Origin of the sequence: Pseudomonas sp. 29 (assembly GCF_002754355.1) — a bacterium.
Taxonomy (GTDB): Bacteria; Pseudomonadota; Gammaproteobacteria; order Pseudomonadales; family Pseudomonadaceae; genus Aquipseudomonas; species Aquipseudomonas neuropathica.
The window spans coordinates 1,259,427-1,273,940 of record NZ_PEEY01000001.1 but is presented as its reverse complement, the minus strand read 5'-3'; the positions used below and the strand labels follow the sequence as shown (position 1 = coordinate 1,273,940).

At 56.5% G+C, this 14,514-nt stretch carries 13 protein-coding genes; 8 read left to right on the top strand and 5 right to left on the bottom strand.

Annotation, left to right across the window (positions count from 1 at the left end):
* The first annotated feature begins 83 nt into the window (after positions 1-83).
* The 3 genes from CLU80_RS05940 to CLU80_RS05930 all read left to right on the top strand — a co-directional run bounded on the left by CLU80_RS05940 (position 84) and on the right by CLU80_RS05930 (position 2,972).
* Entirely contained in the window at positions 84-899 is an 816-nt protein-coding gene (locus CLU80_RS05940; RefSeq protein ID WP_099756960.1) for a sulfite exporter TauE/SafE family protein, read from the top strand.
* A 77-nt stretch (positions 900-976) separates the two neighbouring features.
* Positions 977-1,696 carry a DUF6933 domain-containing protein gene (locus CLU80_RS05935; RefSeq protein ID WP_099756959.1) on the top strand — a complete coding sequence of 240 codons (720 nt, stop codon included), beginning with the start codon at positions 977-979 and terminating at the stop codon, positions 1,694-1,696.
* A gap of 85 nt (positions 1,697-1,781) precedes the next feature.
* Complete coding sequence (locus CLU80_RS05930; RefSeq protein ID WP_099756958.1) at positions 1,782-2,972, top strand: hypothetical protein; 1,191 nt, start codon at positions 1,782-1,784, stop codon at positions 2,970-2,972.
* A 3-nt stretch (positions 2,973-2,975) separates the two neighbouring features.
* On the opposite strand, the gene CLU80_RS05925 is transcribed toward CLU80_RS05930, so the two are convergent.
* The 5 genes from CLU80_RS05925 to CLU80_RS05905 all read right to left on the bottom strand — a co-directional run bounded on the left by CLU80_RS05925 (position 2,976) and on the right by CLU80_RS05905 (position 7,975).
* Entirely contained in the window at positions 2,976-3,962 is a 987-nt protein-coding gene (locus CLU80_RS05925; RefSeq protein WP_099756957.1) for a hypothetical protein, read from the bottom strand.
* A gap of 250 nt (positions 3,963-4,212) precedes the next feature.
* The gene (locus CLU80_RS05920; protein ID WP_099756956.1) at positions 4,213-4,926 is read right to left on the bottom strand and encodes an HNH endonuclease; all 714 of its coding nucleotides are present in this window, start codon (positions 4,924-4,926) and stop codon (positions 4,213-4,215) included.
* A 113-nt stretch (positions 4,927-5,039) separates the two neighbouring features.
* Positions 5,040-5,573, bottom strand: coding sequence for a BRO-N domain-containing protein (locus CLU80_RS05915; protein WP_099756955.1), 534 nt, complete (start codon positions 5,571-5,573; stop codon positions 5,040-5,042).
* A 348-nt stretch (positions 5,574-5,921) separates the two neighbouring features.
* A complete protein-coding gene (locus CLU80_RS05910; protein ID WP_093430406.1) occupies positions 5,922-7,172 on the bottom strand; it encodes a ribonucleotide-diphosphate reductase subunit beta in 1,251 nt (416 codons plus the stop codon).
* 542 nt (positions 7,173-7,714) lie between these two features.
* Complete coding sequence (locus tag CLU80_RS05905) at positions 7,715-7,975, bottom strand: DUF2790 domain-containing protein (protein ID WP_093430405.1); 261 nt, start codon at positions 7,973-7,975, stop codon at positions 7,715-7,717.
* A 464-nt stretch (positions 7,976-8,439) separates the two neighbouring features.
* Between CLU80_RS05905 and acs the strand changes: the two genes are divergently transcribed.
* From acs to CLU80_RS05880, 5 genes are all read left to right on the top strand, one after another.
* Entirely contained in the window at positions 8,440-10,395 is a 1,956-nt protein-coding gene (gene acs, locus CLU80_RS05900) for an acetate--CoA ligase (RefSeq protein ID WP_007912698.1), read from the top strand.
* A 729-nt stretch (positions 10,396-11,124) separates the two neighbouring features.
* Positions 11,125-11,898 (top strand): L-arginine-binding protein AotJ, encoded by a 774-nt coding sequence (gene aotJ / locus CLU80_RS05895; protein ID WP_038366516.1) that lies wholly within the window; start codon positions 11,125-11,127, stop codon positions 11,896-11,898.
* Between the two features lie 91 nt (positions 11,899-11,989).
* Positions 11,990-12,679 (top strand): ABC transporter permease, encoded by a 690-nt coding sequence (locus CLU80_RS05890; RefSeq protein WP_007912702.1) that lies wholly within the window; start codon positions 11,990-11,992, stop codon positions 12,677-12,679.
* Positions 12,676-13,374 carry an ABC transporter permease gene (locus CLU80_RS05885; protein WP_007912703.1) on the top strand — a complete coding sequence of 233 codons (699 nt, stop codon included), beginning with the start codon at positions 12,676-12,678 and terminating at the stop codon, positions 13,372-13,374. The genes CLU80_RS05890 and CLU80_RS05885 overlap by 4 nt, the downstream gene beginning before the upstream one ends.
* Position 13,375: 1 nt before the next feature.
* Positions 13,376-14,488 carry a M14 family metallopeptidase gene (locus CLU80_RS05880; RefSeq protein WP_099756954.1) on the top strand — a complete coding sequence of 371 codons (1,113 nt, stop codon included), beginning with the start codon at positions 13,376-13,378 and terminating at the stop codon, positions 14,486-14,488.
* Positions 14,489-14,514 lie beyond the last annotated feature (26 nt).

Sequence of the window (14,514 nt, the reverse complement as noted above, 5' to 3'; positions counted from 1 at the left end):
CAAACATTATTGGCTGACTTGCTGAAGCAGGCCAAGCGATGCCGCTCTATCGTCGAGCGCTCCCCCACCACGGACACCTCGACATGTTGTATTTATTGCTGACCCTCTTCGGCTGCCTGACCGGCATCACCGCCGTCCTGTTCGGCTTCGGCGGCGGCTTCGTCGTGGTGCCGCTGCTGTATCGCCTGCTCACCGCCAGCCACGGCGCCGACGACCCGATCGGCCAATCGGCGATGCACATCGCCGTCGCCACCTCGACCTGCGTGATGATCGTCAACGCCCTGATCGCCACCGACAAACACCGTCGCGCCGGCAATCTCATCCGCCATTACCTGTGGCCGTTGGGTGGGTTCATCGGAGTGGGTGCGGTCGTTGGCGCAATAGCGGCGGTGTGGGTCAGCGGCGACGTGATTCGCTACGCGTTCATCGCCTACCTCGGCGTGACCATCGTCGATTGCCTGTTACGACGCGGATTCCTCACGCAAAACGCAGACGTCATCCCACGCCGACTTGGCGCTATGGAAACTTCCGCAGGCGGTGTAGGCATCGGCGTCATCGCGACGTTTCTCGGTGTAGGAGGCAGCGTCATGACCGTGCCGCTATTGCGCCGTTGCGGGCTGAGCATGTCGCAAGCGACGTCCATGGCCAATCCGTTGAGTGTGCCGGTGGCATTGGCGGGGACGCTGACGTACATGGCGTTGGCCGGGTTCAGTCAGGCAGAGCTGGGCGCGTGGTTTGTCGGGTATGTGGATTTGCTCGCGTTTGCGGTGCTGACGGTTGGCTCGCTCATCGGGATTCGATTGGCCGCGCCATGGATTGGACGAATACCGGATCGGGTGCATGCCTGGGTCTATATCGGGTTGCTGATTATTGTGCTGCTGTGCATTTCGCTTAAATGAATCATTGCCAGGTTACAGCGGAAGAAATCAAAATCGGTAACTGAGCGCCGTCTTCCAGCAACTACCAGAGAACCAGGATGTTGATCTTCAATTGCACCGAAGCCGCCAGCAAATTCTTCAGCCGTGTTCACAAGGGCAAAAAGATCACGCCGGTGGATGCTAAACCGCCGTCCGCAATCATTGAAGATGATGAGCTGAGCGGCGCTGATGAGCAGTGGCTGGTGCACGCGATAACGGTACAACGCAAGCATGTGTTGCTGGTCATTCACGTCCAGACCCGCTATTGCCTGATTTTCGCTGATGCGAAAAAGGCTGACACAGAAGACTTTGTTGATCGGTTTGTGGATCGTTGGGTCAAGGGGATAGTGATCAACGCACATCATCATGACCTCGGGCAGTGGCTTAACCCGGAGTTGATGTTGGCGCGGCTGAAACAGACTTGTGAGCATCAAAAGTTCTATCGACGTAGCCATCGCAGCGCGCAGAAACACATTGATGAGATTGCATGGATGTTCCAGGACAAGGTCGCCCATACGGGGTCTTTGCCACCGGATGACATCACAGCGATGGTATTCGACGAGCAAATGAATGACACGCCGAGGAACAGCAAGGGCGCCAAGTCTTACTATTTTCCGAATGAGGAAATGGCGCTTCACTGGCTGCGTCATTACTGCTTTCTTGATGACGTCCAGCTTCATGCTGCCAAGGAGCGTCGCCAACAAATGGTTCGGGAAATTGCTGCCCTCGAGCGCGAAGCGTGGCTTAAAAAGTACGAGCAAGAAAACTCGAATAGTTAAGCGGCCCCCGTCATAATCCGCAGCGTATTTTTAGCGCCGGCGCCTATGTGCCGACGCGACTTCCGACTCCTTCAAGGATTGATTCATGCTCAAGGGACTGATGCGCTTGGCGCCATATGCCACGGCGCTGTTCACACTGATTTCCACTGCCCATGCCGAAGATGGCCGGCGCGTATTTACCGGTACGTTGGGCAAGACGGCGATTGTTGTTGAACTCAACACCACACAGCAGGACGAAGTCACCGGCCGCTATTTCTACGAGAAATATCACCGTGATCTAGCCCTCAGCGGTTCGCTGCAGGACAGCACGCTGAGCCTCGTCGAAGGCAATAACCGCTACGGTGACGACAAGCCGCTGCCAACCTTGAAGCTGAAAGAAACCGGCAGCGGCTGGCAGGGCGAGTGGCAAAGTCCGCAGGGCAAAAAGCTGCCGGTGAAACTCACCGAGGCCAGACTTCCCGCGCCCACCTCAGCAACTTTGCCGTTCATTGCCGCACTGCCATACGGCGAGCCTTACGAGTATTTGCGCCTGCAGGGACTCAAGCTCAAACCGGCAAAGAAAGAATACTTCATGGGCTATGACCTGCAATGGTGGACCGAGCCTGAGACAAAGATTTCGCTGTTCAGCGTGGAGTCCGGATTGCCGAAAGATGATCAGCAACGGGTTAACCAGCAGTTGCTCGGGCGCCTCTGGAGTGAAGTCATCAGCTATCACGGCTGCCAATTACAGGGCGGCGAAAACGTCGAATTCATGCAACAGGCAGAACCGAAAATGATCTCGCCAGCCGTGGTCAGCCTGAACATCTCGACCAGCTATTACTGCGGCGGCGCGCATCCGGACTTCGGTGATTCACCCCTCAACATTGATGTAAAAACCGGCCATCCATTGTCACTCGAAGATGTCTTTTGGGTAGGTAAGGGCACGCCGATTTTGCATGCCGAGCGCGACAGCCTGGGCGACAAACCGCTGAGCGAGGCCGAAAGTAACGCGCGCTATCAGTACGTAAGCAAAGAGTTGGTACCTTGGGTGATCAAGCAGTTCACCGCCCTGTACCCCACAGAAATGAAGAAACCGACGGGAGATGACGACTGCAACTTCCAGGATGAGAGCATCTGGGGCACTTCACCTTGGTACTTCACCGAGAAGGGCTTGTACCTCGGCGCCTACTTCGCCCGCGTGCAACGCTCTTGCGATAGACCTGACTGGTCGATCCTGCCGTACTCACTCGTCAAACAACACCCCGGCGCCGTCAACCTGCAACTGCCCCAGGGTTAACCGTCACTCCAGCCCCGGCGCTTCACGAATAATGAAGTGATCCAGGTTCTCGATATTGGCATTGAAGACCTCGAAAGGCTTTTCGGGGTTCTTCTTGCCGGGCACCTGCTTCAACTCCGGCGTCACCCCATAGAAAAAACAGAACAACGCCTTGTCGCTATCCACCGCGTGCTTGATCTCTTCCAGAAACGCCTTGCGCTTGCGGTAGTTGTCGATCAGCTTCTTGTTCAGATAAACGCTGACCGGATACGGCTTCTTCTTACTGTCCTCGGGCTTCTTAAACCAGACCTTGTCTTCGAAGTCGATGCGAAAACTGGCACTGTGGAAGTCCTCGATCTTCTTGATCCGCCCCCAGTAAATCAGCCCCTTGTTGTCCGTCAGATACTCAATCTTCTTGAAGAACGAACTGTACGGCGCCGTATGCTCACCGACCTTCAACGGCATCCGCTTGAGCAACTCCTTGTCCGCGAAGTTGGAAACAAAACACTCCACCGGATGTGCAAACACACTGGTCTTGTCCGGCGCCGATTCACGACCCGCCGACTCTTTACCACTCTCCGCCGCCACCCGCACCGGATCATCGCGCAACACATCCGCCGCCCCCGCTGGCGCGACAGGCTTGCGCAAATACTCACGCCGCGTCAGCAACAACTCTGATGGGAAGTGTTCCTCACGCCCGTCATCCACCTCTCCATCCGCCGTCTCAACACCAGATGCCGACGCCTTCAAACTCACATACGGACAACCCGCCACATGCTGCGTAGTGGGCAGATTCTTGAAGTGCGGCGTGCGCACGTAATTCACGTTCTTGGCGTTGAACGTACCCAACTCATTGGACGCCTCGAACGCCGAACGACAAGCATCGTTGGGGCACTGGAAGTGTTCCTTCGCAGAGTCAAACGCCACCGTCTCATCGAAATTGAGATCGCGAACGTCATAGATCGACAACTTGTCGTCGAGGCTGAGGCAGTAGGCGAGATCGAATTTCATGGTGGGGCTCGGATCCTTGAGTGGGGGAGGGGTATTAATAGCGGGAGGTGGAGCGGGTTGCACTGATTGTTTTCAGGGTGATGCGGAATCTGTGGGAGCTAGCCTGCTGGCGATTCTAGGCTTCAACAAGATTTCAATCCTCACACCGCCACTGCAGACCATGCACCACATTGTGGCAAGGGAGCTTGCTCCCGCTGGGGTGCGAAGCAGACCCAAGAACAACAAATACGGTTAGTCAGATAAACCGCGATTATTCCTTTTCGAGTCTTCCAACGTTGTCATACAGCCAAGCAGTGAAAGCCTCTCTGTCGTCCGAATGGTGGCAGCGTTGGTGACAGTTGGGACACAACGCCACAACATTCGTCTCAAGGTCCGAACCCTTTTGCGACATATGCTTGACGTGATGCACTTCTAAAAACGGTTTCCCATCCTTTTCAAATGGCGCGGCTTTGCCACAACCTTCGCACTTTCCATTGGCTTGCTGACGAACCCAGCCCCTCAATTCAGGATCGCGAAAGTAAACCTTTCTAGTGGAAGTCGTTTGGGGTGGTGTTTTTATCCCTTTGGGGACGTAATCAAATTGCTTTCGCTCAAATTTAGCCGCGCGTTGCTCGAGCAATGCTTCGTCCGCCGTTGGATCAGAATCTTCAAGTGTCAGAACAGGAGAAGCATCAAGTGCCTTACGGATGCTGCGCGCTACATTCGCGCCAACATTCTTGGCAGGTTTGTAGCCTTCAATACGCGTTCGACCCATTTCTACCAGCACGGTAGAGATGTTCTGCATCCGAAACTCGACCGAGCCTTTAGTCCGACCGGCTAAGGGGCCTTCACGCAAGATTCGATTTTCCTCAGTCTTGACGAATTTCTGGCCGCTCTGCTCGCGTGCCAGCATTTTGAGATAGGCGTCGACCGCCGCCTGAATCTCTACGTCACTCCAATCGCTATTACTTTTTTCCGTGTCCATACAATCGCCGAGGGTTGAAAACCCTCGGACGATACTGAGTGGCCATCACATCTGTCTACGAAAAGTCCTACAGGAAATAACGACGAATCCTGCGCGGTCCTACAAACTTGTTCCTAACCCATCGAGTGCTTCGAAGACTGAAACGCTTGCGTAACCCTTCGCCACCATGGCTTCTCTACCGAAGCTCGTCTTGGATTTTGTTCGTTTAACAGGTGTGGCATATCCCGTAGCCGAATCCAGCCCTCATCTTGCCAATGCAGCAAACTCAAAGACATCTCCGGCCAATCCAACAAGCTCAACATTGGCCGATTTGAATCACCCAAATCCGCAGCATCCCGCAAGGTTGGCACTACCTCGTTGGTCAGCCACTCACGCAACAACCGATTCCCCGGAACGTAGTGATAAACCAACAGCGCATACACCCCAGATTCACTGAGCATCAGATGCTGTTCTGGTTCTCGAAAGTACTCAATCCACATGACGCGGCGTTGATCGCTATCTAGCTTGTTGACCACCCGATCATTCATGTGGAAGCCCATCAAACGGCCAACATCCCGGGCGGAGAACCATGGCTGGTTTTCGAGTAGAAGGGCATGTAGAGAAAGGTTGTGGCGAGAGAAGACTATTACCGAGCATGGATCAGACATATTTATGACCTCTACGTTTTGGATTTTGGGAGGGCCTGACCCCAACGTAGAGCGGACTTAAGAAATCCCAACGAGCAGAGCAGTTACCACCGACGAATTACACGTCTGTGTCACTGACCAAGCTTTCTACGTTGGGCGTTTCTTAGGCACCTGCGATAGAGCTTAGTAGTGCTCGTAGCAGGGTTCAATGGGAAGTGACTGTAAGTGCTGTAGGAGATTGAGCGCTGTGGCGTAGGCGTAAAAAGGTTTACCGATCGCCCATAAAAAAGCCCCGATCAGATCGGGGCTTTTTGCTATCTCGACTCGCCGACTCAAACCACAATCGTCAAATCGTACCAAGCGAGACCATTAGTCCCAGCTCAACGCACCACCAGTTTGGTATTCGATCACGCGAGTCTCAAAGAAATTCTTCTCTTTCTTCAAGTCCATAATCTCGCTCATCCAAGGGAACGGGTTAGTCGTCCCTGGATACTCTTCTTTCAAACCGATCTGCGACAAACGACGGTTAGCGATGAACTTCAGGTAGTCCTCCATCATCGCCGCGTTCATACCCAACACCCCGCGAGGCATGGTGTCACGTGCGTATTCGATCTCCAGCTGCGTACCCTGCAGAATCATCTGGGTCGCTTCTTCCTTCATTTCGGCATCCCACAGATGTGGGTTTTCGATTTTGATCTGGTTGATCACGTCGATGCCGAAGTTCAGGTGCATGGATTCGTCGCGCAGGATGTATTGGAACTGCTCGGCGACGCCGGTCATTTTGTTGCGGCGGCCCATGGAGAGGATCTGGGTGAAGCCGCAGTAGAAGAAGATGCCTTCCAGAACGCAGTAGTAGGCGATCAGGTTGCGCAGCAACTCTTTGTCGGTTTCGACGGTGCCGGTTTCGAACTTCGGATCGGAGATCGAACGGGTGTATTTCAGGCCCCAGGTGGCTTTTTTCGCGACCGATGGGATCTCGTGGTACATGTTGAAGATCTCGCCTTCATCCATGGCCAGCGATTCGATGCAGTACTGGTAGGCGTGGGTGTGGATCGCTTCTTCGAAAGCCTGGCGCAGGATGTACTGGCGGCATTCCGGGTTGGTGATCAGGCGGTACACGGCCAGGACCAGGTTGTTGGCAACCAGGGAGTCGGCGGTGGAGAAGAAGCCGAGGTTGCGCATGACGATGCGGCGCTCGTCGTCGGTCAGGCCTTCCGGGTTTTTCCAGAGGGCGATGTCGGCGGTCATGTTGACTTCTTGCGGCATCCAGTGGTTTGCGCAACCGTCCAGGTACTTCTGCCAAGCCCAGTCGTACTTGAATGGCACGAGTTGGTTGAGGTCGGCGCGGCAGTTGATCATGCGCTTTTCGTCAACGGCGACACGGGCGGAGGCGCCTTCGAGCTCGGCGAGGCCTTCGGCAACGTCGAGGGAGTTCAGTGCAGCCTTGGCGCGGGCGACAGCGGCCGAGTCGTCGGCGGTCACGGCGCGGGCTTCCAGCGCGGCGGCGCCGCCGGCGTTGTCCAGGCGGTCCATGTTGGCTTCGCTAGCGTGGCCGGCGTTGGCGCCTTTCACTGCTGCTACTTCACTGTCTTCTTTGTCGAATTCGTCCCAGCTCAGCATGACGTGTCGTCTCCTGCGTGAGGGCCTGTGCCCGTGTGAAACCTGATTGGTTGGTTTTTCACACGGTCGTACAGACCGCGTTGGATGTCGTTTTTTGCAGCGATGCACGCAGGCAAATAAACAGAAATTTTGACGGGTTCCGAGAGCCTCTGATGGGCGCAATCAGCGTTGAACGCTGCTGCGGGGCTTCAGAATGGCTTTTGCTCCCTGTAAGGGAATATTGCTGACCCGTATGGGGCGGCATTATAGGGAAAAAAACACGGCTGTGCTGAGGCGAATCCGCGCATGGAGCGGTCGAGGAGGGCGGATATTCGATGAGAGTGAGGGTTTACAGGGCTTTGCCGGGGATAGATTTTTTTTCGTAAAAATCTCGCCATTGTGAATTTGCTCAAAAAACGAACAAAAAAACCGGTTTTTCACTACATCTAGTGTTTTGCAAGCATTTTTGCCGGCTTCAAACACAACTGAGCCCGACCGAAGTCGGGCTGGAATCGACCCTCAATGAAGCGCTGAGAGATCCAATTCGGTGCAGTCTCGAATCATCAATTGGTGCAGCCGTTGCCCATGATGCTGTAGCGCAGGATGTGACGCTGACCTTTGGAGTCGTCGTATTCCATTTTGGCTGGAACCACTTCGCAGACATTCGGAACTTCGCTCATGGAAACAACTTTGGCGATGTCCAGGTGAGTCGAGTAAGTGTATTCCTCAACAACCGGTTGTTGCTGTGCGACATCAGTCGGGACCTCATCTGCCATGGCGGTTGCGCACAGACTGCTGAGGGCCAGAACCAATAAAGCTTTCATTTCAGATTTACCTTTTTGAGGTCGAGTGGGGTCACGCAACCTTTTTAGGGTTGCGTGTGGAACTTCATCGTTTGCAGTTATTACTTGAGAGCTGGATTAACGGCCTTCGTGGGGGCTGTAACGTTGTTAATCGCGTTTGCCTTGTCGGCGAGGTGAATTTTAGGGAGATGGGGCGGGGGTAAACAGACCGGGTTTTGATAAACACCTTTGGCAGATTTGGTAACAATCCCTTGAGATGGGGATTGATAACCGGGTGTTCTGTCTGTGGGACCGAGTTGTCTGAATCGCTTGCAGGCAAGCTTCCACAGGGTTGTGGGGTGTCTGAATAAATGGCGTGGGGCCTGCGTTTGGGGTATCTGGATGTTTTGTAGGGGCTTGTTACTACCATCGTCGAATGGTTCTATGGCCCCCGCCCCGTTACAACAGGGTCATACAAAAACAACTATTACACCGAGGTAGGAAAGATGAGTGCGGCTTCTCTGTATCCCGTTCGTCCCGAGGTTCTGGCTAACACGCTGACTGACGAGGCGACCTACAAAGCCATGTACCAGCAGTCGGTCGTCAACCCTGACGGCTTCTGGCGTGAGCAAGCCAAGCGTCTCGACTGGATCAAGCCTTTCACCACGGTGAAACAGACGTCGTTCGACGATCACCATGTCGACATCAAGTGGTTCGCCGACGGCACCCTGAACGTTTCCTACAACTGCCTCGACCGTCATCTGGCCGAGCGCGGCGATCAAGTCGCGATCATCTGGGAAGGCGACGATCCTTCCGAGAGCCGCAACATCACCTACCGCGAACTGCACGAGCAAGTGTGCAAACTGGCCAACGCCTTGCGTGGTCAGGACGTGCACCGTGGCGACGTAGTGACCATTTATATGCCGATGATTCCCGAAGCCGTGGTCGCCATGCTGGCCTGCACCCGGATCGGCGCGATTCACTCGGTGGTGTTCGGCGGTTTCTCGCCGGAAGCCCTGGCCGGTCGCATCATTGACTGCAAATCGAAAGTGGTGATCACCGCTGACGAGGGCATCCGTGCCGGCAAGAAGATTTCCCTCAAGGCCAACGTCGACGATGCGCTGACCAATCCGGAAACCAGCAGCATCCAGAAAGTCATCGTGTGCAAGCGCACCGGCGGCGACATCAAGTGGAACCAGCATCGCGACATCTGGTACGAAGACCTGATGAAAGTGGCGGGCACCGTTTGCGCGCCGAAAGAGATGGGCGCCGAAGAAGCTCTGTTCATCCTTTATACCTCCGGCTCGACCGGCAAGCCGAAAGGCGTGCAGCACACCACCGGCGGTTATCTGTTGTATGCGGCGATGACCCACGAGCGCGTGTTCGACTACCGTCCGGGCGAAGTCTACTGGTGCACCGCCGACGTCGGCTGGGTCACCGGCCACAGCTACATCGTCTACGGCCCGCTGGCCAATGGCGCGACCACGCTGCTGTTCGAAGGCGTGCCGAACTATCCGGACATCACCCGGGTGGCGAAGATCGTCGACAAGCACAAGGTCAATATCCTCTACACCGCACCAACCGCGATTCGCGCGATGATGGCCTCGGGTCAGGCCGCCGTTGAAGGTGCGGATGGCAGCAGCCTGCGTCTGCTGGGTTCGGTCGGCGAGCCGATCAACCCGGAAGCGTGGGATTGGTATTACAAGAATGTCGGCAAGTCGCGCTGTCCGATCGTTGATACCTGGTGGCAGACCGAAACCGGCGGCAACATGATGAGCCCGTTGCCGGGTGCCCACGCGCTGAAGCCGGGTTCGGCGGCACGTCCATTCTTTGGTGTGGTGCCGGCGCTGGTCGACAACCTCGGTAACATCATCGAGGGCGAGGCCGAAGGCAATCTGGTGATTCTCGATTCGTGGCCAGGTCAGGCACGTACGCTGTATGGCGATCACGATCGTTTCGTCGATACTTACTTCAAGACCTTCCGTGGCATGTACTTCACCGGTGACGGCGCACGTCGTGACGCCGATGGTTACTACTGGATCACCGGGCGTGTCGATGACGTGCTTAACGTTTCCGGTCACCGCATGGGCACGGCCGAGATCGAGAGCGCGATGGTTGCGCATCCGAAAGTTGCCGAGGCGGCTGTTGTGGGTGTGCCGCATGACATCAAGGGGCAGGGCATTTATGTCTATGTCACGTTGAAGAATGGCGAGGAGCCGACCGAGCAATTGCGTCTGGAGCTGAAGAACTGGGTGCGCAAGGAGATCGGGCCGATCGCTTCGCCGGACGTGATTCAGTGGGCACCGGGGTTGCCGAAGACGCGTTCGGGCAAGATCATGCGCCGCATTCTGCGCAAGATTGCGACGGCGGAATATGACGGGTTGGGGGATATCTCGACCTTGGCGGATCCGGGTGTGGTGCAGCATTTGATTGATACGCACAAGACGATGAATGTTGCTTAAGCATTCGGTTTGATGCATTGAAAGGCCCCGTCCGGTGTTTGCCGGGCGGGGCTTTTTTGTGTCTGGGGGTTTTGTGGTGGCTGGGCGGGCCTCTTCGCGAGCAAGCTCGCTCCCACAGTTTGACCGAGTACCTTCAGACAAAATGCAGCCCCCTGTGGGAGCGAGCTTGCTCGCGAAAGCAATTTGTCAGACGCCGGTGTAGTCCCTCGTCGGAACCCAGGTCCATCCAACCAATAATTATCGATCTCCCCCGTAAGACATTTCCCACTGTTACCCAACACCTTCCTCGTAACCGAATGTGTAACCGCCCGCCCCGCGACGGGGCAAAGGGAAACGCATTGCCCCGTTTTAGAGCCTCGAAACCCCCGGTGAAAAATAAGACACAACGCTGCGCTTGCCGGATTAGAAGGGTTTGCGAATAATAGGCCCGCAATTTGCAGCATAGATCGGTTCACTGTCTTTCGCTCTTGCATGAAATTGCAAGGCTGTCAATGTGCTCAAGTCGCTTTCTCTGTGCATCTGTAATTAGTTGTCGCATTGAAGAAATATCGGCTTCGGGCCTGTCGTTAGAATGCCGATCACTCGCTCATCGTGGCTGACGTTGAAATCTCCGACGGTTTCAATGGGAAATTTCCCACTGATGCAGCAACCGATTTCCCGATTCACCCATTCGCATATTGGGCTGTCGCTCACTCTGCCGTTTTTGCCCTTTACCGATGGAGTCCCAAGATGAAGAAACTTGTGCTGCTTGGCGCCCTGGCACTGTCCGTGCTGTCGATGAACGCCTTCGCTGACGAAAAACCTCTGAAGATCGGTATCGAAGCGGCTTACCCTCCGTTCGCTTCGAAAGCACCGGACGGCAGCATCGTCGGTTTCGACTACGACATCGGCAACGCTCTGTGCGAGCAGATGCAGGTCAAGTGTGTGTGGGTCGAGCAAGAGTTCGACGGTCTGATCCCGGCACTGAAAGTGCGCAAGATCGACGCGATCCTGTCGTCCATGTCGATCACTGAAGACCGCAAGAAGTCGGTCGACTTCACCAACAAGTACTACAACACTCCGGCACGTCTGGTCATGAAGGCCGGTACTCAGGTCAGCGAAGGTCTGGCTGAGCTGAAGGGCAAGAACATCGGCGTACAGCGTGGTTCGATCCACGAGCGTTTCGCCCGCGAAGTCCTCGCCCCGCTGGGTGCCGAGATCAAGCCGTACGGTTCGCAGAACGAAATCTACCTCGACGTGGCCGCCGGTCGCCTCGACGGCACCGTGGCTGACGCCACCCTGCTGCAAGACGGCTTCCTCAACACCGACGCCGGCAAAGGCTTTGCGTTCGCCGGCCCGGCGTTCACCGACGTCAAATACTTTGGCGACGGCGTAGGCATCGCAGTCCGTAAGGGCGACGCCCTGAAAGACAAGATCAACGCGGCCATCGCGGCCATCCGCGAAAACGGTAAATACAAAGCAATCCAGGACAAGTACTTCGCCTTCGATATCTACGGCAAGTAACACGTCTCTGCGACAAGTCCGAAATGGCGCAAGCAACAGGATCTCTGCGGTTTGCGCCATTTTTTCATCCCAACTTTCGAGGACCTGAATCATGTTGAAAGGCTACGGGGCTGTCATCCTCGATGGCGCATGGCTGACGCTTCAGCTCGCCTTGTCGTCCATGGCTCTGGCCATCGTTCTCGGGCTGATCGGTGTCGCGTTACGCCTGTCGCCGGTGCGCTGGCTGGCGTGGCTGGGCGATCTGTATTCCACGGTTATCCGCGGGATTCCTGATCTGGTGCTGATCCTGCTGATCTTTTACGGCGGTCAGGATTTGCTCAACCGCGTCGCACCGATGCTCGGCTATGACGATTACATCGATTTGAATCCGCTGGCCGCCGGCATCGGCACCCTCGGTTTCATCTTCGGTGCGTACCTGTCGGAAACCTTCCGTGGCGCGTTCATGGCCATTCCAAAAGGTCAGGCCGAAGCGGGCATGGCGTACGGCATGAGCAGTTTTCAGGTGTTCTTCCGGGTGATGGTGCCGCAGATGATTCGCCTGGCGATTCCGGGCTTCACCAACAACTGGCTGGTTCTCACCAAGGCCACCGCGCTGATTTCCGTGGTCGGTCTGCAAGACATGATGTTCAAGGCCAAGCAGGCGGCAGATGCCACCCGCGAGCCTTTCACCTTCTTCCTCGCAGTGGCGGCGATGTACCTGGTGATCACCAGTGTTTCGTTGCTGATCCTGCGTCAACTTGAGAAGCGCTACTCGGTAGGCGTAAGGGCGGCTGATCTATGATCTTCGACTACAACGTCATTTGGGAGGCCATGCCGCTGTACCTCGGCGGCCTGCTGACCACCCTCAAACTGCTCGCGCTGTCGCTGTTTTTCGGTCTGCTCGCGGCCCTGCCGCTGGGGCTGATGCGCGTCTCGAAGAACCCAGTCGTCAACGGCGCCGCGTGGCTTTACACCTACGTGATTCGTGGCACGCCGATGCTGGTGCAACTGTTCCTGATCTACTACGGTCTGGCGCAGTTCGAAGCGGTCCGCGAAAGCTTCCTGTGGCCATGGCTGTCCAGCGCAACGTTCTGCGCGTGCCTGGCCTTTGCGGTCAACACCAGCGCCTACACCGCGGAAATCATTGCCGGCAGCCTCAAAGCCACGCCGAACGGTGAGATCGAAGCGGCCAAGGCCATGGGCATGTCGCGCTTCAAACTGTACAAGCGCATTCTGCTGCCATCGGCCCTGCGCCGGGCACTGCCGCAGTACAGCAACGAAGTGATCATGATGCTGCAGACCACCAGTCTGGCCTCCATCGTGACCTTGATCGACATCACTGGCGCAGCGCGCACGGTCAACGCGCAGTTCTATCTGCCGTTCGAGGCGTACATCACCGCTGGCGTGTTCTACCTGTGCCTGACGTTCATTCTGGTCAAGCTGTTCAAACTGGCCGAGCGTCGCTGGTTGAGCTACCTGGCCCCGCGGAAGCACTGATATGGAACGCATCGACCACGTATTGCCGTGGAGCCACTTGGGCAGCGAGCGCAAGATTTCGGTCTTTCGCTTCGGTCGCGGCGAGCGCAAGGCCTATATTCAGGCCAGCCTGCACGCTGACGAGTTGCCGGGCATGCGCACCGCCTGGGAGCTGAAAAAGCGCCTCGGCGAACTCGAAGCCAAAGGCCTGCTCAACGGTGTCATCGAGCTGGTGCCAGTCGCCAACCCCTTGGGTCTCGGGCAATTGCTGCAAGGCAATCACCAGGGCCGTTTCGAGGCCGGCAGTGGCAAGAATTTCAATCGTGATTTCGTCGAACTGAGCGCGCCGGTTGCGGCCGCTTTGGCCGACAATCTCGGTGACGATCCACACGCCAATGTGCGCCTGATCCGTCAGGCCATGGCCGATCACCTGGCGGCATTGCCAGAGGCGAGCAGCCAGTTGCAAGGCATGCAGCGCGTGTTGCTCAGCCATGCCTGCACAGCCGACGTGGTGCTGGACTTGCACTGCGATGCCGAAGCCGCACTGCACATGTACGCGTTGCCGCAGCATTGGCCGCAGTGGCGCTCACTGGCCGCGCACCTGAATGTGAAGGTCGGATTGCTCGCGGAAGACTCCGGCGGCAGCTCGTTCGATGAGGCTTGTTCGCTGCCATGGCTGCGTCTGTCGCGGCAGTTCCCTGATGCGCAGATTTCACTGGCGTGTCTGGCAACGACCATTGAGCTGGGCGGTCAGGCCGATACCGGTCGCGCCGAAGCTTGCGCGTATGCTGAAGGCATTCTCGCGTTCCTCGCCGAGCAAGGTTTGATTACCGGCGAGTGGCCGAACCCGGCGCACGAGGCCTGTGACGGCATGCCGTTCGAAGGCACCGAGTTGCTGTTCGCGCCGCATCCGGGCGTCGTAAGTTTTCTGCGCAAGCCCGGCGAGTGGGTCGAGGCCGGCGACGAGATTTTTGAAGTGATTGATCCTCTGTCCGATCGGGTCAGCACGGTGTGTGCTGGTACCTCCGGGGTGCTGTTTGCCATTGAACGGCTGCGTTATGCCCAACCCGGTTTCTGGCTGGCCAAGGTGGCGGGGCGCGAAGCGCTGCGTCACGGGCGCTTGCTCAACGACTGACTGACTGTTTTTGTGAGAACCGACCG

What these genes read in the sequence shown, in the direction of transcription:
- CLU80_RS05940 (WP_099756960.1), top strand. Translation starts at nt 84, where the DNA reads ATGTTGTATTTATTGCTGACCCTCTTCGGCTGCCTGACCGGCATCACC.
- CLU80_RS05935 (WP_099756959.1), top strand. Translation starts at nt 977, where the DNA reads ATGTTGATCTTCAATTGCACCGAAGCCGCCAGCAAATTCTTCAGCCGT.
- CLU80_RS05930 (WP_099756958.1), top strand. Translation starts at nt 1,782, where the DNA reads ATGCTCAAGGGACTGATGCGCTTGGCGCCATATGCCACGGCGCTGTTC.
- CLU80_RS05925 (WP_099756957.1), bottom strand. Translation starts at nt 3,962, where the DNA reads ATGAAATTCGATCTCGCCTACTGCCTCAGCCTCGACGACAAGTTGTCG.
- CLU80_RS05920 (WP_099756956.1), bottom strand. Translation starts at nt 4,926, where the DNA reads ATGGACACGGAAAAAAGTAATAGCGATTGGAGTGACGTAGAGATTCAG.
- CLU80_RS05915 (WP_099756955.1), bottom strand. Translation starts at nt 5,573, where the DNA reads ATGTCTGATCCATGCTCGGTAATAGTCTTCTCTCGCCACAACCTTTCT.
- CLU80_RS05910 (WP_093430406.1), bottom strand. Translation starts at nt 7,172, where the DNA reads ATGCTGAGCTGGGACGAATTCGACAAAGAAGACAGTGAAGTAGCAGCA.
- CLU80_RS05905 (WP_093430405.1), bottom strand. Translation starts at nt 7,975, where the DNA reads ATGAAAGCTTTATTGGTTCTGGCCCTCAGCAGTCTGTGCGCAACCGCC.
- acs (WP_007912698.1), top strand. Translation starts at nt 8,440, where the DNA reads ATGAGTGCGGCTTCTCTGTATCCCGTTCGTCCCGAGGTTCTGGCTAAC.
- aotJ (WP_038366516.1), top strand. Translation starts at nt 11,125, where the DNA reads ATGAAGAAACTTGTGCTGCTTGGCGCCCTGGCACTGTCCGTGCTGTCG.
- CLU80_RS05890 (WP_007912702.1), top strand. Translation starts at nt 11,990, where the DNA reads ATGTTGAAAGGCTACGGGGCTGTCATCCTCGATGGCGCATGGCTGACG.
- CLU80_RS05885 (WP_007912703.1), top strand. Translation starts at nt 12,676, where the DNA reads ATGATCTTCGACTACAACGTCATTTGGGAGGCCATGCCGCTGTACCTC.
- CLU80_RS05880 (WP_099756954.1), top strand. Translation starts at nt 13,376, where the DNA reads ATGGAACGCATCGACCACGTATTGCCGTGGAGCCACTTGGGCAGCGAG.